13 protein-coding genes are annotated in these 15,166 nt (G+C 58.9%); 6 read left to right on the plus strand and 7 right to left on the minus strand.

Annotated elements, in window-relative coordinates; translation table 11 throughout:
- Positions 1–108: 108 nt before the first annotated feature.
- Positions 109–927 (plus strand): tRNA cyclic N6-threonylcarbamoyladenosine(37) synthase TcdA, encoded by an 819-nt coding sequence (tcdA, locus tag PPTH39_RS12355; protein ID WP_095001300.1) that lies wholly within the window; start codon positions 109–111, stop codon positions 925–927.
- Between the two features lie 121 nt (positions 928–1,048).
- Here tcdA and PPTH39_RS12360 read toward each other — a convergent pair whose 3' ends face one another.
- Genes PPTH39_RS12360 through PPTH39_RS12375 form a run of 4 tightly spaced genes read right to left on the minus strand, consistent with a single transcriptional unit; the run spans position 1,049 to position 4,146 of the window.
- On the minus strand, positions 1,049–1,453 hold the full coding sequence (locus PPTH39_RS12360; protein WP_130872017.1) for a SufE family protein: 405 nt from the start codon (positions 1,451–1,453) through the stop codon (positions 1,049–1,051).
- A complete protein-coding gene (locus tag PPTH39_RS12365) occupies positions 1,450–2,655 on the minus strand; it encodes an aminotransferase class V-fold PLP-dependent enzyme (protein WP_130872018.1) in 1,206 nt (401 codons plus the stop codon). The genes PPTH39_RS12360 and PPTH39_RS12365 overlap by 4 nt, the downstream gene beginning before the upstream one ends.
- A 58-nt stretch (positions 2,656–2,713) precedes the next feature.
- Positions 2,714–3,748 (minus strand): 2,3,4,5-tetrahydropyridine-2,6-dicarboxylate N-succinyltransferase, encoded by a 1,035-nt coding sequence (dapD, locus tag PPTH39_RS12370; protein WP_095001303.1) that lies wholly within the window; start codon positions 3,746–3,748, stop codon positions 2,714–2,716.
- A 35-nt stretch (positions 3,749–3,783) separates the two neighbouring features.
- Complete coding sequence (locus tag PPTH39_RS12375) at positions 3,784–4,146, minus strand: ArsC family reductase (RefSeq protein ID WP_095001396.1); 363 nt, start codon at positions 4,144–4,146, stop codon at positions 3,784–3,786.
- Positions 4,147–4,375: 229 nt separating this feature from the next.
- On the opposite strand from PPTH39_RS12375, the gene PPTH39_RS12380 reads away from it, so the two are divergent.
- Complete coding sequence (locus PPTH39_RS12380) at positions 4,376–6,022, plus strand: Na+/H+ antiporter (protein WP_095001304.1); 1,647 nt, start codon at positions 4,376–4,378, stop codon at positions 6,020–6,022.
- A 105-nt stretch (positions 6,023–6,127) separates the two neighbouring features.
- On the opposite strand, the gene dapC is transcribed toward PPTH39_RS12380, so the two are convergent.
- From dapC to map, 3 genes are read right to left on the minus strand one after another with little or no spacing between them, the layout of a single operon-like run.
- Positions 6,128–7,327 (minus strand): succinyldiaminopimelate transaminase, encoded by a 1,200-nt coding sequence (gene dapC / locus PPTH39_RS12385; RefSeq protein WP_095001305.1) that lies wholly within the window; start codon positions 7,325–7,327, stop codon positions 6,128–6,130.
- A 26-nt stretch (positions 7,328–7,353) separates the two neighbouring features.
- Positions 7,354–10,056, minus strand: coding sequence for a [protein-PII] uridylyltransferase (locus PPTH39_RS12390; RefSeq protein ID WP_095001306.1), 2,703 nt, complete (start codon positions 10,054–10,056; stop codon positions 7,354–7,356).
- Positions 10,057–10,111: 55 nt separating this feature from the next.
- Entirely contained in the window at positions 10,112–10,966 is an 855-nt protein-coding gene (gene map, locus PPTH39_RS12395; RefSeq protein ID WP_095001307.1) for a type I methionyl aminopeptidase, read from the minus strand.
- An 867-nt stretch (positions 10,967–11,833) separates the two neighbouring features.
- Here map and rpsB point away from each other — a divergent pair.
- The 4 genes from rpsB (at position 11,834) to frr (ending at position 15,159) form a co-directional block, all read left to right on the plus strand.
- Complete coding sequence (gene rpsB, locus PPTH39_RS12405) at positions 11,834–12,577, plus strand: 30S ribosomal protein S2 (protein ID WP_016781981.1); 744 nt, start codon at positions 11,834–11,836, stop codon at positions 12,575–12,577.
- Positions 12,578–12,783: 206 nt separating this feature from the next.
- A complete protein-coding gene (gene tsf / locus PPTH39_RS12410) occupies positions 12,784–13,653 on the plus strand; it encodes a translation elongation factor Ts (protein WP_095001308.1) in 870 nt (289 codons plus the stop codon).
- A gap of 208 nt (positions 13,654–13,861) precedes the next feature.
- The gene (pyrH, locus tag PPTH39_RS12415) at positions 13,862–14,605 is read left to right on the plus strand and encodes a UMP kinase (protein WP_003440426.1); all 744 of its coding nucleotides are present in this window, start codon (positions 13,862–13,864) and stop codon (positions 14,603–14,605) included.
- A complete protein-coding gene (gene frr / locus PPTH39_RS12420; protein ID WP_016781983.1) occupies positions 14,602–15,159 on the plus strand; it encodes a ribosome recycling factor in 558 nt (185 codons plus the stop codon). The genes pyrH and frr overlap by 4 nt, the downstream gene beginning before the upstream one ends.
- Positions 15,160–15,166 lie beyond the last annotated feature (7 nt).

Genomic DNA, 15,166 nt, shown 5'->3' on the forward strand with positions numbered 1-15,166 from the left:
TCTTCCGTAGCAGGCTATTAAAGCAGGCTTGGTCGCATAGCTTGTAGGAAAGATACTCAATGCAATGTAAGAACCCTATAATGCGCGCCGGTTTTTGGGGTGTTGGTCATGAGTACAGAAGATCCACGTTTTGCCGGTGTAGCCCGGTTATATGGGCTGGAAGGCCTTGAACGACTGAAGGCGGCGCATGTGGCGATCGTCGGTGTAGGCGGCGTCGGGTCGTGGGCAGCGGAAGCGATTGCGCGCTGCGGCGTCGGCGAAATTTCGCTGTTTGATCTGGATGACGTGTGCGTTAGCAACAGCAACCGCCAGTTACACGCCTTGAGTACGACCATTGGTCGGGACAAGGTTGAGGTGATGGCCGAACGCCTGCGTCAGATCAATCCTGACTGCAAGGTTCATGAGGTGGCCGATTTCGTGACGCGCGAAACCATGGCCGACTACATCACCCCCGATATTGATTGCGTGATCGACTGCATCGACAGTGTGAATGCCAAGGCGGCGCTGATTGCCTGGTGCAAGCGGCGCAAGATACAGATCATCACCACCGGTGGCGCGGGCGGGCAAATTGACCCGACGCTGATTCAGGTCTGTGACTTGAACCGTACCTTCAATGACCCTCTGGCCTCCAAGGTGCGTTCGACCTTGCGTCGCGATTATGGATTTTCGCGCACCATGACCCGTCACTACAGCGTGCCGTGTGTGTTCTCCACCGAGCAGCTGCGCTACCCCAAGCCGGACGGCAGCATTTGCCTGCAGAAGAGTTTTGTCGGTGACGGGGTGAAGCTGGACTGTGCTGGCGGGTTTGGCGCAGTGATGATGGTGACGGCCACCTTCGGCATGGTGGCGGCGACCAAGGCGGTGGACAAGATCGTGGCGGGCGTGCGCCGGCCTTCGGAGAAGGTAAAGCCTGCACCACAGGAATAAGGCTCGCCTCGGACCTGGCCTGTGGGAGCGGCTTTGCTCGCGATAGCACCGGCGCGGTGTTTCAGATAAACCGAATCGCCCGCATCGCGAGCAAGCCCGCTCCCACAGGGGGCGGCAATGGTCAGGCTGCCAATTCCCGCATCCGCACCAGCACCGCATTGAGCCCATTGCTGCGCGATGGCGACAACTGCCGGCTAAGCCCCAATTGTTCGAACCATCCCGGCAAATCGACCTGCAGCAGCTCTTGCGTGGTCAAGCCGTTCACCCGCACCAGCAGCAACGCCACCAGCCCGCGAATCAGTCGCGCTTCACTGCTGGCCGCAAACTGCCATTGGCCATCGACCTGTTTGCCCACCAGCCACATCTGGCTTTCACAGCCATGCACCCGGTTGGCGTCGGTTTTGTCGGCCTCGCCGAGTTCCGGCAATCGCTGGCCCCATTGCATCAGCAGGCGTGCACGCTGTTCCCAGCCGGTGCAATGCTCAAAGCTGTCGAGCGCCGCCTGGGCGTCGGCGGGCAGGGTCATTGCAGCAACTCCAGCGCCTGATCGAGGGCGAGGAAAAAACGCTCCAGATCTTCTGAGTCATTGTACAGCGCCAGCGAAACACGGATGGCACCAGCCAGACCAAGGCTTTTAAGCAGTGGCATGGCGCAATGATGCCCGGCGCGAACGGCAATCCCCTGTTCGGTCAGCAGATGGGCCAGATCGGCGTTGTGGACGCCCTCGACTACAAAACTGACCAGGGCCAGGTGCGGGGCGCCCAGCAGACGAATGCCCTGGCGCTGCTGCAAACCCTCGACGAGCAATCGGTGCAGTGCTGTTTCGTGGGCCTGGACTGCGCCCTGGTTGAGGTTGGCCAGATAGTTGAGGGTTGCCCCCAGTCCGATCACGCTGGCAATCGGCGGGGTACCAGCCTCAAATCCCAGCGGTGCCGGGCGAAAGGTGGCGTGCTGATAGTCGGCGTCCTGCACCATCTCGCCGCCAAACTGCCAGTGTTGCAAGCGGGCCAGGGCTTCATGACGGCCAAACAGCACGCCCAGCCCGTCGGGGCCATAGAGCTTGTGGGCGGAAAACACATAGAAGTCACAACCCAGCGCCTGAACGTCCTGGCGACCGTGGACAACACCCTGGGCGCCGTCAACCACGGTCAGTGCATTCTGTGCCCTGGCCAGCGCCAACAGTTCGGGCAGGGGCTGCCACACACCAAGGACGTTGGATAACTGGCTCACGGCCAACAGGCGAGTGCGCGGGGTGATCAGGCGTGCGGCGGCCACGAGGTCGATCACGCCGTCGGCATCCAGTGGCAGTACCACCAGGGCCAGCTTTTTACGCTTTGCAAGTTGCTGCCACGGCAGCAAGTTGGCGTGATGTTCCAGGGCGCTGATAACGATTTCATCGCCCGTATTGAATTGGTGCTCCAGGCCGTAGGCCAGAAGGTTCAGCGCTGACGTGGCGCCGTGGGTGAACACGATTTGCCCGCACTCGCCGGCATTGAGCCATTGCGTCACTTTGTGGCGGGTGTTTTCGAATGCCTGGGTCGCGTGGGCGCCCGGCAAATGTTGGGCCCTGTGTACATTGGCTGCGCCGTTGGCGTAGTAATGCGTCAGTGCGTCGAGCAGGGCTTGGGGTTTTTGCGTGGTAGCAGCGCTGTCCAGATACGTCTGGTCCTGACGTTGCAAGGCGGCGATGGCGGGAAAGTCAGCGCGCCAGGGAGAAGGCAAAAGCATGGTGTTCGGGCTCTGTTGACGAGGCCGGAAGCCGGCCCCGTCAGTTGCAGACAGACGCTTAGTTGTGAGCGTGCAGTGCTTCGTTCAGCTCGATGGCCGACTTGTGGGTTTTGCATTCCACAGCGCCGGTTTCCGAGTTACGGCGGAACAACAGGTCAGGCTGGCCAGCCAGGTCACGGGCCTTGACCACTTTGACCAACTGGTTGTTTTCGTCCAGCAGGGCCACTTTGGTACCTGCGGTCACGTACAGGCCGGACTCGACGGTGTTGCGGTCACCCAGCGGGATGCCGATACCGGCGTTGGCGCCGATCAGGCAGCCTTCGCCGACCTTGATCACGATGTTGCCACCACCCGACAGCGTGCCCATGGTCGAGCAACCGCCGCCCAGGTCCGAACCTTTGCCGACAAACACGCCTGCCGATACACGGCCTTCGATCATGCCCGGGCCTTCGGTACCAGCGTTGAAGTTGACGAAACCTTCGTGCATCACGGTGGTGCCTTCGCCGACGTAGGCGCCCAGGCGGATACGTGCCGCATCAGCGATGCGCACACCGGCCGGAACCACGTAGTCGGTCATTTTCGGGAACTTGTCGACCGAGAACACTTCCAGCAGATCGCCACGCAGGCGCGCTTCGAGTTGACGCTCGGCCAGTTCGCCCAGATCGATGGCGCCCTGGCTGGTCCATGCCACGTTTGGCAGCAGCGGGAACACGCCCGCCAGGCTCAGGCCGTGGGGCTTGACCAGGCGATGGGACAGCAGGTGCAGCTTGAGGTAGGCCTCTGGTGTCGAGGTCAGAGTGGCGTCTTCGGCCAGCAGGGTGGCAACCAGCGGCTTGTGGCTTTCGGCCAGGCGGGTCAGCAGGGCAGCCTGGGCGGCGTCGACCGGTTTGGCGGCTTCAGCCATCTGTGCGGCTTGGGCGGTAGTAAAGGTGATTGCCTGATTGCCACCGGTGTAGCCCAGAATCGGTGCGATGGCTGCAATCAGCTCGGCCGATGGATTGACCAGGGGTTGTGCGTAGAACACTTCCAGCCATGCGCCTTGGCGGTTTTGGGTGCCGACGCCGAAGGCTGCGCTGAACAGGGTAGTAGACATGCAATTACCTCTTACAAAAATAAATGGGCGGGCGCTTACAGAAGGGCCGCCGCATAAAGATCTGGCTTGAAGCCAATCAGGGTTTTGTCACCGAGATCGAGCACCGGGCGCTTGATCATCGAGGGTTGGGCGAGCATCAGTTCAATGGCTTTGGCTTGGTCGAGATCGGCTTTGCGTTCGTCGTCGAGCTTGCGAAAGGTTGTACCGGCGCGGTTGAGCACCACTTCCCAGCCGTGCTCATTGCACCAGCGGGTCAGGTGTTCACGGTCAATGCCGCTGCTTTTGTAGTCATGGAAATCGTAGTGCACTGCATGTTCATCGAGCCAGGTGCGAGCCTTTTTCATGGTGTCGCAGGCTTTGATGCCGAAAAGGTGCAACGTCTTGCTTGAATCGGTCACGGAAATTGCCCCCCCTTTGGAGATGCGGTAAATGAGCAGTCGCGGATTATGCCATGCGCAGCGCCCTTGGGCGTGATTGGCTGCGAGCTTGGCACAGACTTGTGACATGTCGTCGCACTGCTACTTTTGTTCAGGCTCGGCTTTTACGGTTAGACGCTACTATGGAGCGCAATGGGAAATTGTTGCTATTTATTTAGTTTAAAACTGATCGTTCGGGAACTCTGCTGATATGCAAACCGCCTATACCGTCCTTATCCTGCTGATGCTGGTGGGGATTTCGCGTCTGTTGGGGCGTGTCATACCTCTGCCTTTGCCGCTGGTGCAGATTGCTGCCGGTGCCGTACTGGCCTGGCCGACGCTGGGCCTGCATGTGGCGCTGGAACCTGAGCTGTTCCTGTTTCTGTTCTTGCCGCCGCTGCTGTTCTCGGATGGCTGGCGCATGCCCAAGCGTGAGTTCTGGCGCCTGCGCGGGCCGATTCTGACCCTGGCAGTAGGGCTGGTTTTGTTTACGGTGGTGGGTGCGGGGTATTTCATCCATTGGCTGTTGCCGACCATCCCCTTGCCGGTGGCATTTGCCCTGGCAGCAGTACTGTCACCCACTGATGCGGTGGCGGTATCGGCCATTGCACAGAATCGCTTGCCCGCACCCTTGATGCACATGCTGCAAGGCGAGGCGCTGATGAATGACGCCACGGGCCTGGTGACCTTCAAGTTCGCCCTGGTGGCTGCCATTACCGGGGTGTTTTCCCTGGCCAATGCCAGCCTGACCTTCATCTTGGTGGCCTGTGGCGGGCTGGCCATTGGCGTCGCCCTGAGCTGGCTGGTGGGGCGTTTGCGCGCGTGGATGATCGCCCGTGGCTGGGATGACCCGGCCACCCATGTGGTGTTTATGTTGCTGCTGCCTTTTGCCGCCTATGTACTGGCCGAACGCTTGGGTGCTTCGGGCATCCTGTCGGCGGTGGCGGCGGGGATGATGCAGAGCTGGCTGGACCTGTTGCCGCGTCAGACCAGCACCCGCCTGCTTAATCGCAGTGTGTGGTCGCTGCTGGAGTTTGCCTTCAACGGGTTGATCTTTTTGCTGTTGGGCCTGCAATTGCCGGACATCATCAAGGCGGTGGTCAGCCACGAAACGACTCTGTGGCCGACTTTGATGTATCGCTGCCTGGATGTGGTGGCGATTTTCCTAGTGCTGCTGGCGCTGCGCTTCATCTGGGTGCAGAGCATCTGGCGGCTGTCCGGCCTGTTGCGCCGCTGGCGTGGCAAGGGCGAGCTGACGATGGTGCCGACAGCCCGCTCCTGCTGGCTGCTGACCGTGGGCGGGGTACGCGGTGCGGTGACCCTGGCGGGCGTGATGTCGGTACCGCTGCTGGTCAGCGAGGGTTTGAATTTTCCTGAGCGTGATTTGCTGATCTTTATTGCTGCCGGGGTGATTTTGCTGTCGCTGGTGGCAGCCTGCATCGCCTTGCCGGTGTTGTTGCGCGGTATTCCAAAAAGCCCGGACGATGCCATGCGCAAAGAAGTGCGCGAAGCCTGGCGGCGCACCGCAGAAGCGGCGATTCACGCGCTGGAAGCAGAAGAGGTGGTGGAGGCCGATGGTCAGCAGGATGCGGCCCAGGCGGCTCTGGCGGCTGAGCTAAAGGCGCGGATCATGTCTGAGTACCGTCATCAGCTTGAGGTGTACAACGACTCGGCGGAGGCCCAGGCACTGGCTTCGCAAATGGACCAGCTGGAAAGCCGCTTGCGGCTCAAGGCGCTGCGGGCGCAGCGGCTGGAACTGTACAGCTTGCGCCGCCATCACGAAATCGGCGACGACGCCCTGAGCGAAATCCTCAAGGACCTGGACTTGAGCGAGGCCAACCTGGGAACGGTGAAATAACCCAGCTTTATGTGGGAGCGGGCTTGCTCGCGATGGCATCGCAGCGGTTCGTCTGGCAGACCGCATCGCTTGCATCGCGAGCAAGCCCGCTCCCACAGGGGCGGTTTAGCCGCGGCGCTGGATAAAGTCGCGGATCCGCCCGGCGGCTTCCACGCACTCAGCCAGTGGCGCAACCAGGGCCATGCGTACGCGACCAGCGCCGGGGTTGAAACCGTCTACTTCGCGGGACAGATAAGAGCCCGGCACTACGGTGACGTGCTCTTGGGCAAACAGGTCGCGGCAGAATTCGGCGTCGTCGCCTTCAACCCTGGGCCACAGGTAGAAGCCGCCATCCGGGCGCTGCACATCCAGTACCGGCGTTAAAATCTCCAACACCGCATCAAACTTCTCGCGATACAGGTCACGGTTGCTACGTACGTGGTCTTCGTCGTTCCAGGCGGCAATGCTTGCCAGCTGGGTTTGTACCGGCATTGCGCAGCCATGGTACGTGCGGTACAGCAGGAACGCCTTGAGGATGTCGGCATCGCCGGCCACAAAACCGGAACGCAAACCCGGCAGGTTGGAGCGCTTGGACAGGCTGTGGAACACCACGCAACGCTTGAAGTCTTCACGGCCCAGGGCCACACAGGCGCTGAGCAGGCCGACCGGTGGTGTCTTCTCGTCGAAGTACAGCTCGCTGTAGCACTCGTCTGCGGCGATCACGAAGTCGTGTTCGTCGGCCAGTGCGATCAGTTTTTTCAGGGTTTCAAGCGGGATCAGCGCACCGGTCGGGTTACCCGGCGAGCACAGGAACAGGATCTGGCAGCGTTTCCAGGTGTCGACGGATACGGCGTCGAAATCCGGGTTGAACCCATGCTCGGCCAGGCACGGCAGGTAGTGCGGCTGAGCGCCTGCCAGGAAGGCAGCCCCTTCATAGATCTGGTAGAACGGGTTCGGGCTCACCACCAGAGCGTCGTCACCACGGTTGACCACGGTCTGGGTGAAGGCAAACAGGGCTTCACGGGTGCCGTTGACCGGCAGGATATTGCGCGCCGGGTCAAGCCAGCCTTTTGGTACGTTGAAACGACGCTCGGCCCAGTCGGCGATAGCTTCGCGCAGCGCCGGGATGCCCAGGGTGGTCGGGTAGACCGCCATCTGGTCGAGGTTGTCAGCCAGTGCCTTGGCCACGAAGTCCGGCGAGCGGTGCTTGGGTTCGCCAATCGACAGCGCGATTGGGCGCTTGTCGGCGTTGGGCTGCACGCTGCCAAGCAGGGCGCGCAATTTTTCGAACGGGTAAGGCTGCAGCTGGTTTAGAGCGTTGTTCATGGGGTGCGGGTCTCACTCGGCGGCGGTTAAATGCTCAGGCGCCACGGTTCTGGGGTTGAATCCTGGTTGACCGTCAGTTGCTCGACGATCGCTTCCTGCAAACGCATGCACAGCTGCGGGTCGGACAGCGGCTGGTTGTTTGCATCGGTAATGAAAAAGACGTCTTCGACGCGTTCACCCAGGGTGGCAATCTTGGCGTTCTGCAGCGACAGATCAAACTCCAGAAAGATCATTCCGATGCGAGCCAGCAGGCCCGGGCGGTCGGGGGCGCTCAGCTCCAGCACGGTCACCGGGCGCTGGGCGTCGTTATGGATCGTGACCTGGGGCGCAAAGGCAAAGTGCTTGAGCTGGCGCGGCACGCGGCGCTGGATGATGGTCGGGTAGTCGTCCGGGTTGCGCAGGGCTTCGGTCAGCCCCTTACGGATTTTTTCGATACGCGCCGGGTTGTTACCAATCGAGCCACCATCGTTGTCGAGCACGATATAGGTGTCGAGGGTGAACTGACTGCTGGAGGTGATAATGCGTGCGTCATGGATGTTCAGGTTGAGCTGGTCCATGGCGGCCACTGTCACGGCGAAGAAGTCGTGCTGGTCGGGTGCATAGATGAAGATCTGCGTGCCGCCCTCGAACTCGCGCTGGGTGGTTTCCTTGATCAGCACCAGCGGGCCGCCATCGGCAGGCTGCTGCAGGATGGCTTCGGTATGCAGGGCCACGTCGGCAGAGGAGTGTCGCAGGAAATAGTCGTCGCCCAGCTGTGACCAGAGCTGTTCCACGTCATCCTGGTCGGTACCCCCGCGCACCAGAATATCCAGCGCCGCACTTTGCGTCTGGCGGATCTGTTCTTCGCGGTCCACCGGGTTTTCCAGGCCTCTACGCAAGGCACGCTTGGTCTCGGTGTAGAGCTGGCGCAACAGGCTGGCGCGCCAGGAGTTCCACAGCGTCGGGTTGGTGGCGTTGATATCGGCGACAGTCAGCACATAGAGGTAGTCGAGGTGGGTTTCGTCCACCACAATCTGGGCAAAATCATGGATGACCTGCGGGTCGGACAGGTCCTTGCGCTGGGCGGTGGTGGACATCACCAGGTGGTTTTGTACCAGCCACACGATCAGGCGCGTGTCCCACTGCGGCAACTGATGACGGATGCAGAACGCTTCTGCATCCACGGCACCGATTTCGGAGTGGTCGCCGTGGCGGCCCTTGCCGATATCGTGGTACAGCCCGGCCAGGTAGATCAGCTCGGGCTTGGGCAGTTTGGCCATCAACTTGCTGGCGAGCGGGAATTTCTCCGATACCTGGGTGTATTGCAGCTTACGCAAGTGTTTGATCAGGTTCAGGGTGTGGGCATCGACCGTATAAATGTGGAACAGGTCATGCTGCATTTGCCCGACGATAAAACCAAACTCGGGCAGGTAACGGCCCAGGATGCCGTAACGGTTCATTCGGCGCAGGTTGCGGTGGATACCGATCTTGCACTTGAACAGTTCGATAAACAGGCTGGTGTTGCGGATGTCTTTGCGGAAATCTTCGTCGATCAGGTAGCGATGTTCGCGTAGCAGGCGGATGGTGTCGGCTCGCACGCCCTTGATCTCTGGGTGCTGTGCCATCAGCAGGAAGATTTCCAGCATGGCGAAGGGAGTGCGCTTGAACACGTGGTCGCTGGTGGCTTCGATATAGCCATCGTGCAACTGGAAGCGCGAGTTCAACGGGGTTGGCGGCGCTTCGTCCTCGGGGGCGAGAATCACTTCTTCGAAGTGCTGGATGATCAGGTCGCTGAGCTGGGCAATGCTCATGACCACCCGGTAGTACTGCTGCATGAAATTTTCGATGGTCTGCTTGGCGTCTTCGCCGGCAAAGCCGAGCAGTTCGCCGATGCTGCGCTGGTGGTCGAACAGCAGACGGTCTTCGGCACGCCCGGCAAGCATGTGCAGGGCGTAGCGCACCTTCCACAAAAATTCCTGGGACGAGGCCAGCAGGGCGTGCTCGCTTTCTACCAGAAAGCCTTCGCCGGCAAGGGCGCGCAAATTCAGGGTGCCGTACTGGCGGCGGGCTACCCACAAAATGGTCTGGATATCGCGCAGGCCGCCGGGCGAACCCTTGACGTTAGGCTCCAGGTTGTACTCGGTGTCGTTGTACTTGTGGTGGCGGGCCTTTTGCTCGGCGCGCTTGGCCAGGAAAAACTCCTTGCTGGGCCACATGTGGGCGGTGCTGGTGACGTCCAGCATGCGCTGGCGCAAATGCTCGGGGCCCGCCACGGTGCGGCTTTCCATCAAGTTGGTGATGATGGTCAGGTCGGCGCGGGCCTGCTCTGCGCACTCATCCACCGAGCGCACGCTCTGACCTACTTCTAGGCCTATGTCCCAAAGAAGTGTCAGAAAACGCTCAATGGAATCACGGAAAACTTCGTGATCTGCGTTGTCCAGCAGGATCAGCAGATCGATGTCGGAATAAGGGTGCAACTCGCCGCGGCCATAGCCGCCGACGGCGACCAGCGCGATGTCGGCCTCAGCGCTCCAGCTGAACTGGTCCCACGCCTGTTGCAGGATGTTGTCGACGAACCATGCACGGTCTTCGATCAGGCGGCGAATATCACGCCCCTTTTTGAAGCGTTCGTCGAGTACCTCCCGAGCCTGGCGGATCGCCTTTTTGAAAGCGGCAATGGGGCTCGCCTTTAATGCCAGCTCGGCCTGGAACTGGCCGCGGTCAAAAAGTTCTGGATCCACCTGCGGCATCGATTGGCATTCCTGTGCTGGGTTTTACGGGCTAAACGGTGAAAACACGCAAGTTTCAGGCCGAAACGCGGGGGATGGTGTCATCGCTGCGCAGGGTGAAAATTTCGTAGCCGGTGTCGGTGACCAGCAGGGTGTGTTCCCACTGGGCAGACAGCTTGCGGTCCTTGGTGATGGCGGTCCAGCCGTCGCCCAGCACCTTGGTGTCGGCCTTGCCCTGATTGATCATCGGCTCGATGGTGAAGGTCATGCCGGCCTTGAGCTCCATACCGGTGCCAGCGCGGCCGTAGTGCAGGATCTGCGGCTCTTCGTGGAATACCTTGCCGATACCGTGGCCGCAGAACTCGCGTACTACAGAAAAACCGTTCTTTTCAGCGTGCTTCTGGATCACTTCGCCGATATCGCCCAGGCGGCAGCCCGGTTTAACGATTTCGATAGCCTTGTACATGCATTCCTGGGTCACTTGCGACAGGCGCTCGGCCCATACCGGAACCTTGCCGACGTGGAACATGCGGCTGGTGTCGCCGTGGTAGCCGTCCTTGATCACGGTGACGTCGATGTTCAGGGTGTCGCCGTCCTTCAATACCTTGTCGCCCGGGATGCCGTGGCATACCACGTGATTGATCGAGGTGCAGATCGACTTGGGAAAGCCTTTATAGTTGAGCGGGGCAGGGATGGCCTTTTGCACATTGACGATATAGTCATGGCAGATGCGATCCAGCTCTTCAGTGGTGACGCCGGGTTTTACGTACTCGGCGATCATTTCCAGGACTTCGGCGGCCAGTTTGCCGGCGATACGCATTTTTGCGATGTCCTCTGGGGTTTTGAGGGTGACGGTCATTCGGGCTCTCTTCGCGCGTTGGCGCTCATCATCAGGATTGCGGGCGTGCTGTGAATCGCGGCACGCCGTCATAAAAGTACGATTCTAACAGACGGTCGGCGTTAGTCGTGGGCCTGTAGCCATCGCTTCTCTTAATAGATAGGAGCATCCTGGTTCTATTCCAAGGCCCCGCGCGAATAAGGTAAGCGGCCGAAGCCCGCGCTTTTGATTTTTTCGCCCTTCGTGAGGCCGAATAGGTATGTACTCGGTAGTTTTAAATGGCATTGCGCGTACATATCCAGCATTTGTGTCTAACTGAGACTATGGTTTCGACCTTACGTCGAGTCCCTTTTGGAAGGACCCAAAAGGAACCAAAAGGTCCTCGCCCCATCGTACGGCCTTCGCTGCGCTCAGGTTCCCTCGCTCCGGCTCTGCTCCGTGGGCCCGCCGCCACGGGCCATCCATGGCCCATCGCGGCTCTCCCGGCATCCATGCCGGTCGACCCACTCCGCAGAACCTCCTCTCGGCCTCCCGGGAGGGCAGGCAGATCAAAAGCACTGCGCCCCGAGGCGGCCGACCGGCCGGCCTGTTCGGTCAATTCAGAAGCGGCCCTGGCCCAGGTGTCAGACTTGTTGTGTTGTGCGGCCGTCTGGCTCCGACGCTGTTATGGGCTTGCTCGGTGTTTGGAATATTTTGCTGGTGGAAGTGGTATTGTTGGACAAGTAGCAAGAGCAAGCCAGGCGTAAACCCTTGCAGGGCAACGCTTTAGCAATAAAGTCTGAATTCACACTTCGTTTTTAATGCATCTTGTGGTATAAAATGCGCCGCTTTGCGGGTATAGCCCGCAGAGCACAAACCCACACACGTGTCGACACGATGACCTGGGTGCCTTCAGCTTTGAAGCTGCTGGTTGGTCGTTGGGATACGTGGAGGCCTAACCCGACTTATTAAGGAACTATCATGTCCCAAGTCAACATGCGCGATATGCTGAAGGCCGGTGTGCACTTCGGTCACCAAACCCGTTACTGGAACCCGAAGATGGGTAAATACATCTTTGGCGCGCGTAACAAGATCCACATCATCAACCTTGAAAAAACCCTGCCAATGTTCAACGAAGCTCTGACTTTCGTTGAGCGCCTGGCCCAGGGCAAAAACAAGATTCTGTTCGTCGGCACCAAGCGTTCCGCTGGCAAGATCGTTGCTGAAGAAGCAGCACGTTGCGGTTCGCCGTACGTGGATCACCGCTGGTTGGGCGGCATGCTCACCAACTTCAAAACCATTCGTGCTTCGATCAAGCGTCTGCGTGACCTTGAAATCCAGGCAGAAGACGGTACTTTCGCCAAGCTGACCAAGAAAGAGGCGCTGATGCGCACTCGCGATCTGCAGAAGCTGGATCGTAGCCTGGGTGGTATCAAGGACATGGGCGGTCTGCCAGACGCTCTGTTCGTTATCGACGTTGACCACGAGCGTATCGCGATCACCGAAGCTAACAAGTTGGGTATCCCGGTAATCGGCGTTGTCGATACCAACAGCAGCCCAGAAGGTGTTGACTACATCATCCCGGGTAACGATGACGCAATCCGCGCTATCCAGCTGTACATGGGTGCGATGGCTGATGCTGTGATCAAAGGCCGTAACCACGTTGCTGGCGGCACCGACGTTTTCGTCGAAGAAGCTCCAGCTGCAGCGGTAGTTGAAGGCTGAGTAATTAACGCCTAGCGTTTACTCAGTACGCAAAAAGGGGGCTTGGCCCCCTTTTTGCCACCTCGAAATCCATTTGTTGTAACCCTGTTTGTTGTATCTGTATCAGATGGCGACCTGCACGGTTGATTCGGGGTGCGCTTCAAACGAATTGAACGCCCGTTCGGTCGGGTGGAATGGTTGAAAACCTATCCAAGAGGAATTTTGAAATGGCAGAGATTACTGCAGCGTTGGTTAAAGAACTGCGTGAGCGTACTGGCGAAGGCATGATGGACTGCAAGAAAGCCTTGACCAAGGCTGGCGGCGACATCGAAAAAGCCATTGATGACATGCGTGCTTCGGGCGCCATCAAGGCAGCCAAAAAAGCAGGTAACGTTGCTGCTGAAGGCGCTATCGCAGTTAAAGTTGCAGACGACAACAAGTCGGCTGTAATTCTTGAAGTCAACTCGCAAACCGACTTCCTGGCTCTGCAAGACGACTTCAAAAAATTCGTTGCTGACAGCGTTGAAAAAGCGTTCGCTGACAAACTGACCGACGCAGCTCCGCTGATCGCTGCTCAAGAAGCTGATCGTCTGGTTCTGGTTGGTAAAGTAGGCGAGAACGTCAACATCCGTCGTCTGGCCCGCATCGAAGGTGACGTTGTTGATGCTTACCTGCACGGCAACAAGATCGGTGTTGTTGTAGCTCTGAAAGGCGGCAACGCTGAGCTGGCTCGTGACATCGCCATGCACGTAGCTGCAAGCAACCCTGAGTTCCTGCTGCCTTCGCAAGTTTCCGCTGATGCCATCGAACGCGAAAAAACCGTGTTCATGAGCCTCAACGAAGACAAGATCAAAGGCAAGCCAGCCGAAATCGTTGAAAAAATGGTTGCCGGTCGTATCAGCAAGTTCCTGGCTGAAGCCAGCCTGGTTGAGCAAGCGTTCGTCAAGAACCCGGAAATCAAGGTCGGCGATCTGGCCAAGAAAGCCGGCGCTGAAATCGTTTCCTTCACTTACTTCAAAGTAGGTGATGGCATCGAGAAGCCAGTTGACGACTTCGCTGCTGAAGTTGCTGCTCAAGTGGCTGCAAGCAAGCAATAAGACGGTTCTAAACTGTCGACCCGAAGAGGCTGCCCGCTCACGCGCGCAGCCTCTTTTCAAATGGGAGGGGATTTTTCCTTCTCGGCGGAACCGGTTTGCAAAATCGTGTTCCGATGGTGCTGCTGTGCAGTGCCACAGCTAGAACAAGCGCGGGTTGAAAAATGACCTCGCACAGATTATCTATAAAACGCGGCAGGAGAGATTCGCAATGGCTCAGCAGGGCAGTGGTTATCAAGCTCGCTATAAACGCATTCTACTCAAGCTAAGCGGCGAAGCCCTGATGGGCTCTGAAGAGTTCGGGATCGATCCCAAGGTGCTCGACCGCATGGCGCTGGAAGTGGGCCAACTGGTCGGCATCGGCGTTCAGGTAGGACTGGTGATTGGTGGTGGCAACCTGTTCCGTGGTGCTGCATTGAGCGCCGCCGGTATGGATCGTGTGACTGGCGACCATATGGGCATGCTGGCTACCGTGATGAACGCCCTGGCCATGCGCGATGCGCTGGAACGTGCGAATATCTCCGCCATCGTTATGTCGGCCATTTCCATGGTTGGTGTGACCGATCATTACGATCGTCGCAAGGCCATGCGCCACCTGAATGCCAAGGATGTGGTGATTTTCGCTGCAGGCACCGGTAATCCTTTCTTCACGACGGATTCGGCAGCATGCTTGCGTGCCATTGAAATCGACGCTGATGTCGTGCTCAAGGCAACCAAGGTTGACGGCGTGTACACCGCAGATCCATTCAAAGACCCGCATGCCGAGAAGTTCGATCATCTGACTTACGATGAAGTACTGGATCGCAAACTGGGTGTTATGGACCTGACGGCCATCTGTCTGTGCCGCGACCACAAAATGCCATTGCGTGTATTTAATATGAACAAGCCCGGCGCCCTGCTTAATATTGTCCATGGCGGCGCTGAAGGTACTCTGATCGAGGAAGGTCAACAATGATCAACGAAATCAAGAAAGACGCTCAAACGCGTATGCAGAAGTCGCTGGAATCCCTGGCCCATGCATTTGGCCAGATCCGTACCGGCAAGGCTCACCCGAGCATTCTGGGCAGCGTGATGGTGCCTTACTATGGCTCGGATACTCCGATCAGCCAGGTCGCCAACATCACCGTCAAAGACTCCCGCACCCTTCAAGTTGTAGCGTTCGAGCGCAACATGCTGGGCGCAGTCGACAAGGCCATCCAGAGCGCCGGTCTGAACCTGAACCCGACCAACCTGGGTGAGCTGCTGCTGATCTCCATGCCGGCCCTGACTGAAGAAACCCGCAAGGTTTTCGCCAAGCAGGCCCGTGATGCAGCTGAAGATGCCCGTATTGCCGTGCGCAATATCCGTCGCGACGCCTTGAGCCAATTGAAAGACCTGGTCAAGGAAAAGGAAATCAGCGAAGACGAAGAGCGTCGTGCTGCTGATGATATCCAGAAGCTGACCGACAAGGCCGTGGCGGATATCGAAGTTGCCACCAAGCAGAAAGAAGCGGACCTGATGGCCGTATAAGGGTCAG

This window comes from Pseudomonas bubulae (genome assembly GCF_900618535.1).
Lineage (GTDB): Bacteria > Pseudomonadota > Gammaproteobacteria > Pseudomonadales > Pseudomonadaceae > Aquipseudomonas > Aquipseudomonas bubulae.

Bases quoted from the DNA above. Each gene is read 5' to 3' on its own strand.
- tcdA (WP_095001300.1), top strand. From the start codon at position 109: ATGAGTACAGAAGATCCACGTTTTGCCGGTGTAGCCCGGTTATATGGG.
- PPTH39_RS12360 (WP_130872017.1), bottom strand. From the start codon at position 1,453: ATGACCCTGCCCGCCGACGCCCAGGCGGCGCTCGACAGCTTTGAGCAT.
- PPTH39_RS12365 (WP_130872018.1), bottom strand. From the start codon at position 2,655: ATGCTTTTGCCTTCTCCCTGGCGCGCTGACTTTCCCGCCATCGCCGCC.
- dapD (WP_095001303.1), bottom strand. From the start codon at position 3,748: ATGTCTACTACCCTGTTCAGCGCAGCCTTCGGCGTCGGCACCCAAAAC.
- PPTH39_RS12380 (WP_095001304.1), top strand. From the start codon at position 4,376: ATGCAAACCGCCTATACCGTCCTTATCCTGCTGATGCTGGTGGGGATT.
- dapC (WP_095001305.1), bottom strand. From the start codon at position 7,327: ATGAACAACGCTCTAAACCAGCTGCAGCCTTACCCGTTCGAAAAATTG.
- PPTH39_RS12390 (WP_095001306.1), bottom strand. From the start codon at position 10,056: ATGCCGCAGGTGGATCCAGAACTTTTTGACCGCGGCCAGTTCCAGGCC.
- map (WP_095001307.1), bottom strand. From the start codon at position 10,966: ATGACGGCGTGCCGCGATTCACAGCACGCCCGCAATCCTGATGATGAG.
- rpsB (WP_016781981.1), top strand. From the start codon at position 11,834: ATGTCCCAAGTCAACATGCGCGATATGCTGAAGGCCGGTGTGCACTTC.
- tsf (WP_095001308.1), top strand. From the start codon at position 12,784: ATGGCAGAGATTACTGCAGCGTTGGTTAAAGAACTGCGTGAGCGTACT.
- pyrH (WP_003440426.1), top strand. From the start codon at position 13,862: ATGGCTCAGCAGGGCAGTGGTTATCAAGCTCGCTATAAACGCATTCTA.
- frr (WP_016781983.1), top strand. From the start codon at position 14,602: ATGATCAACGAAATCAAGAAAGACGCTCAAACGCGTATGCAGAAGTCG.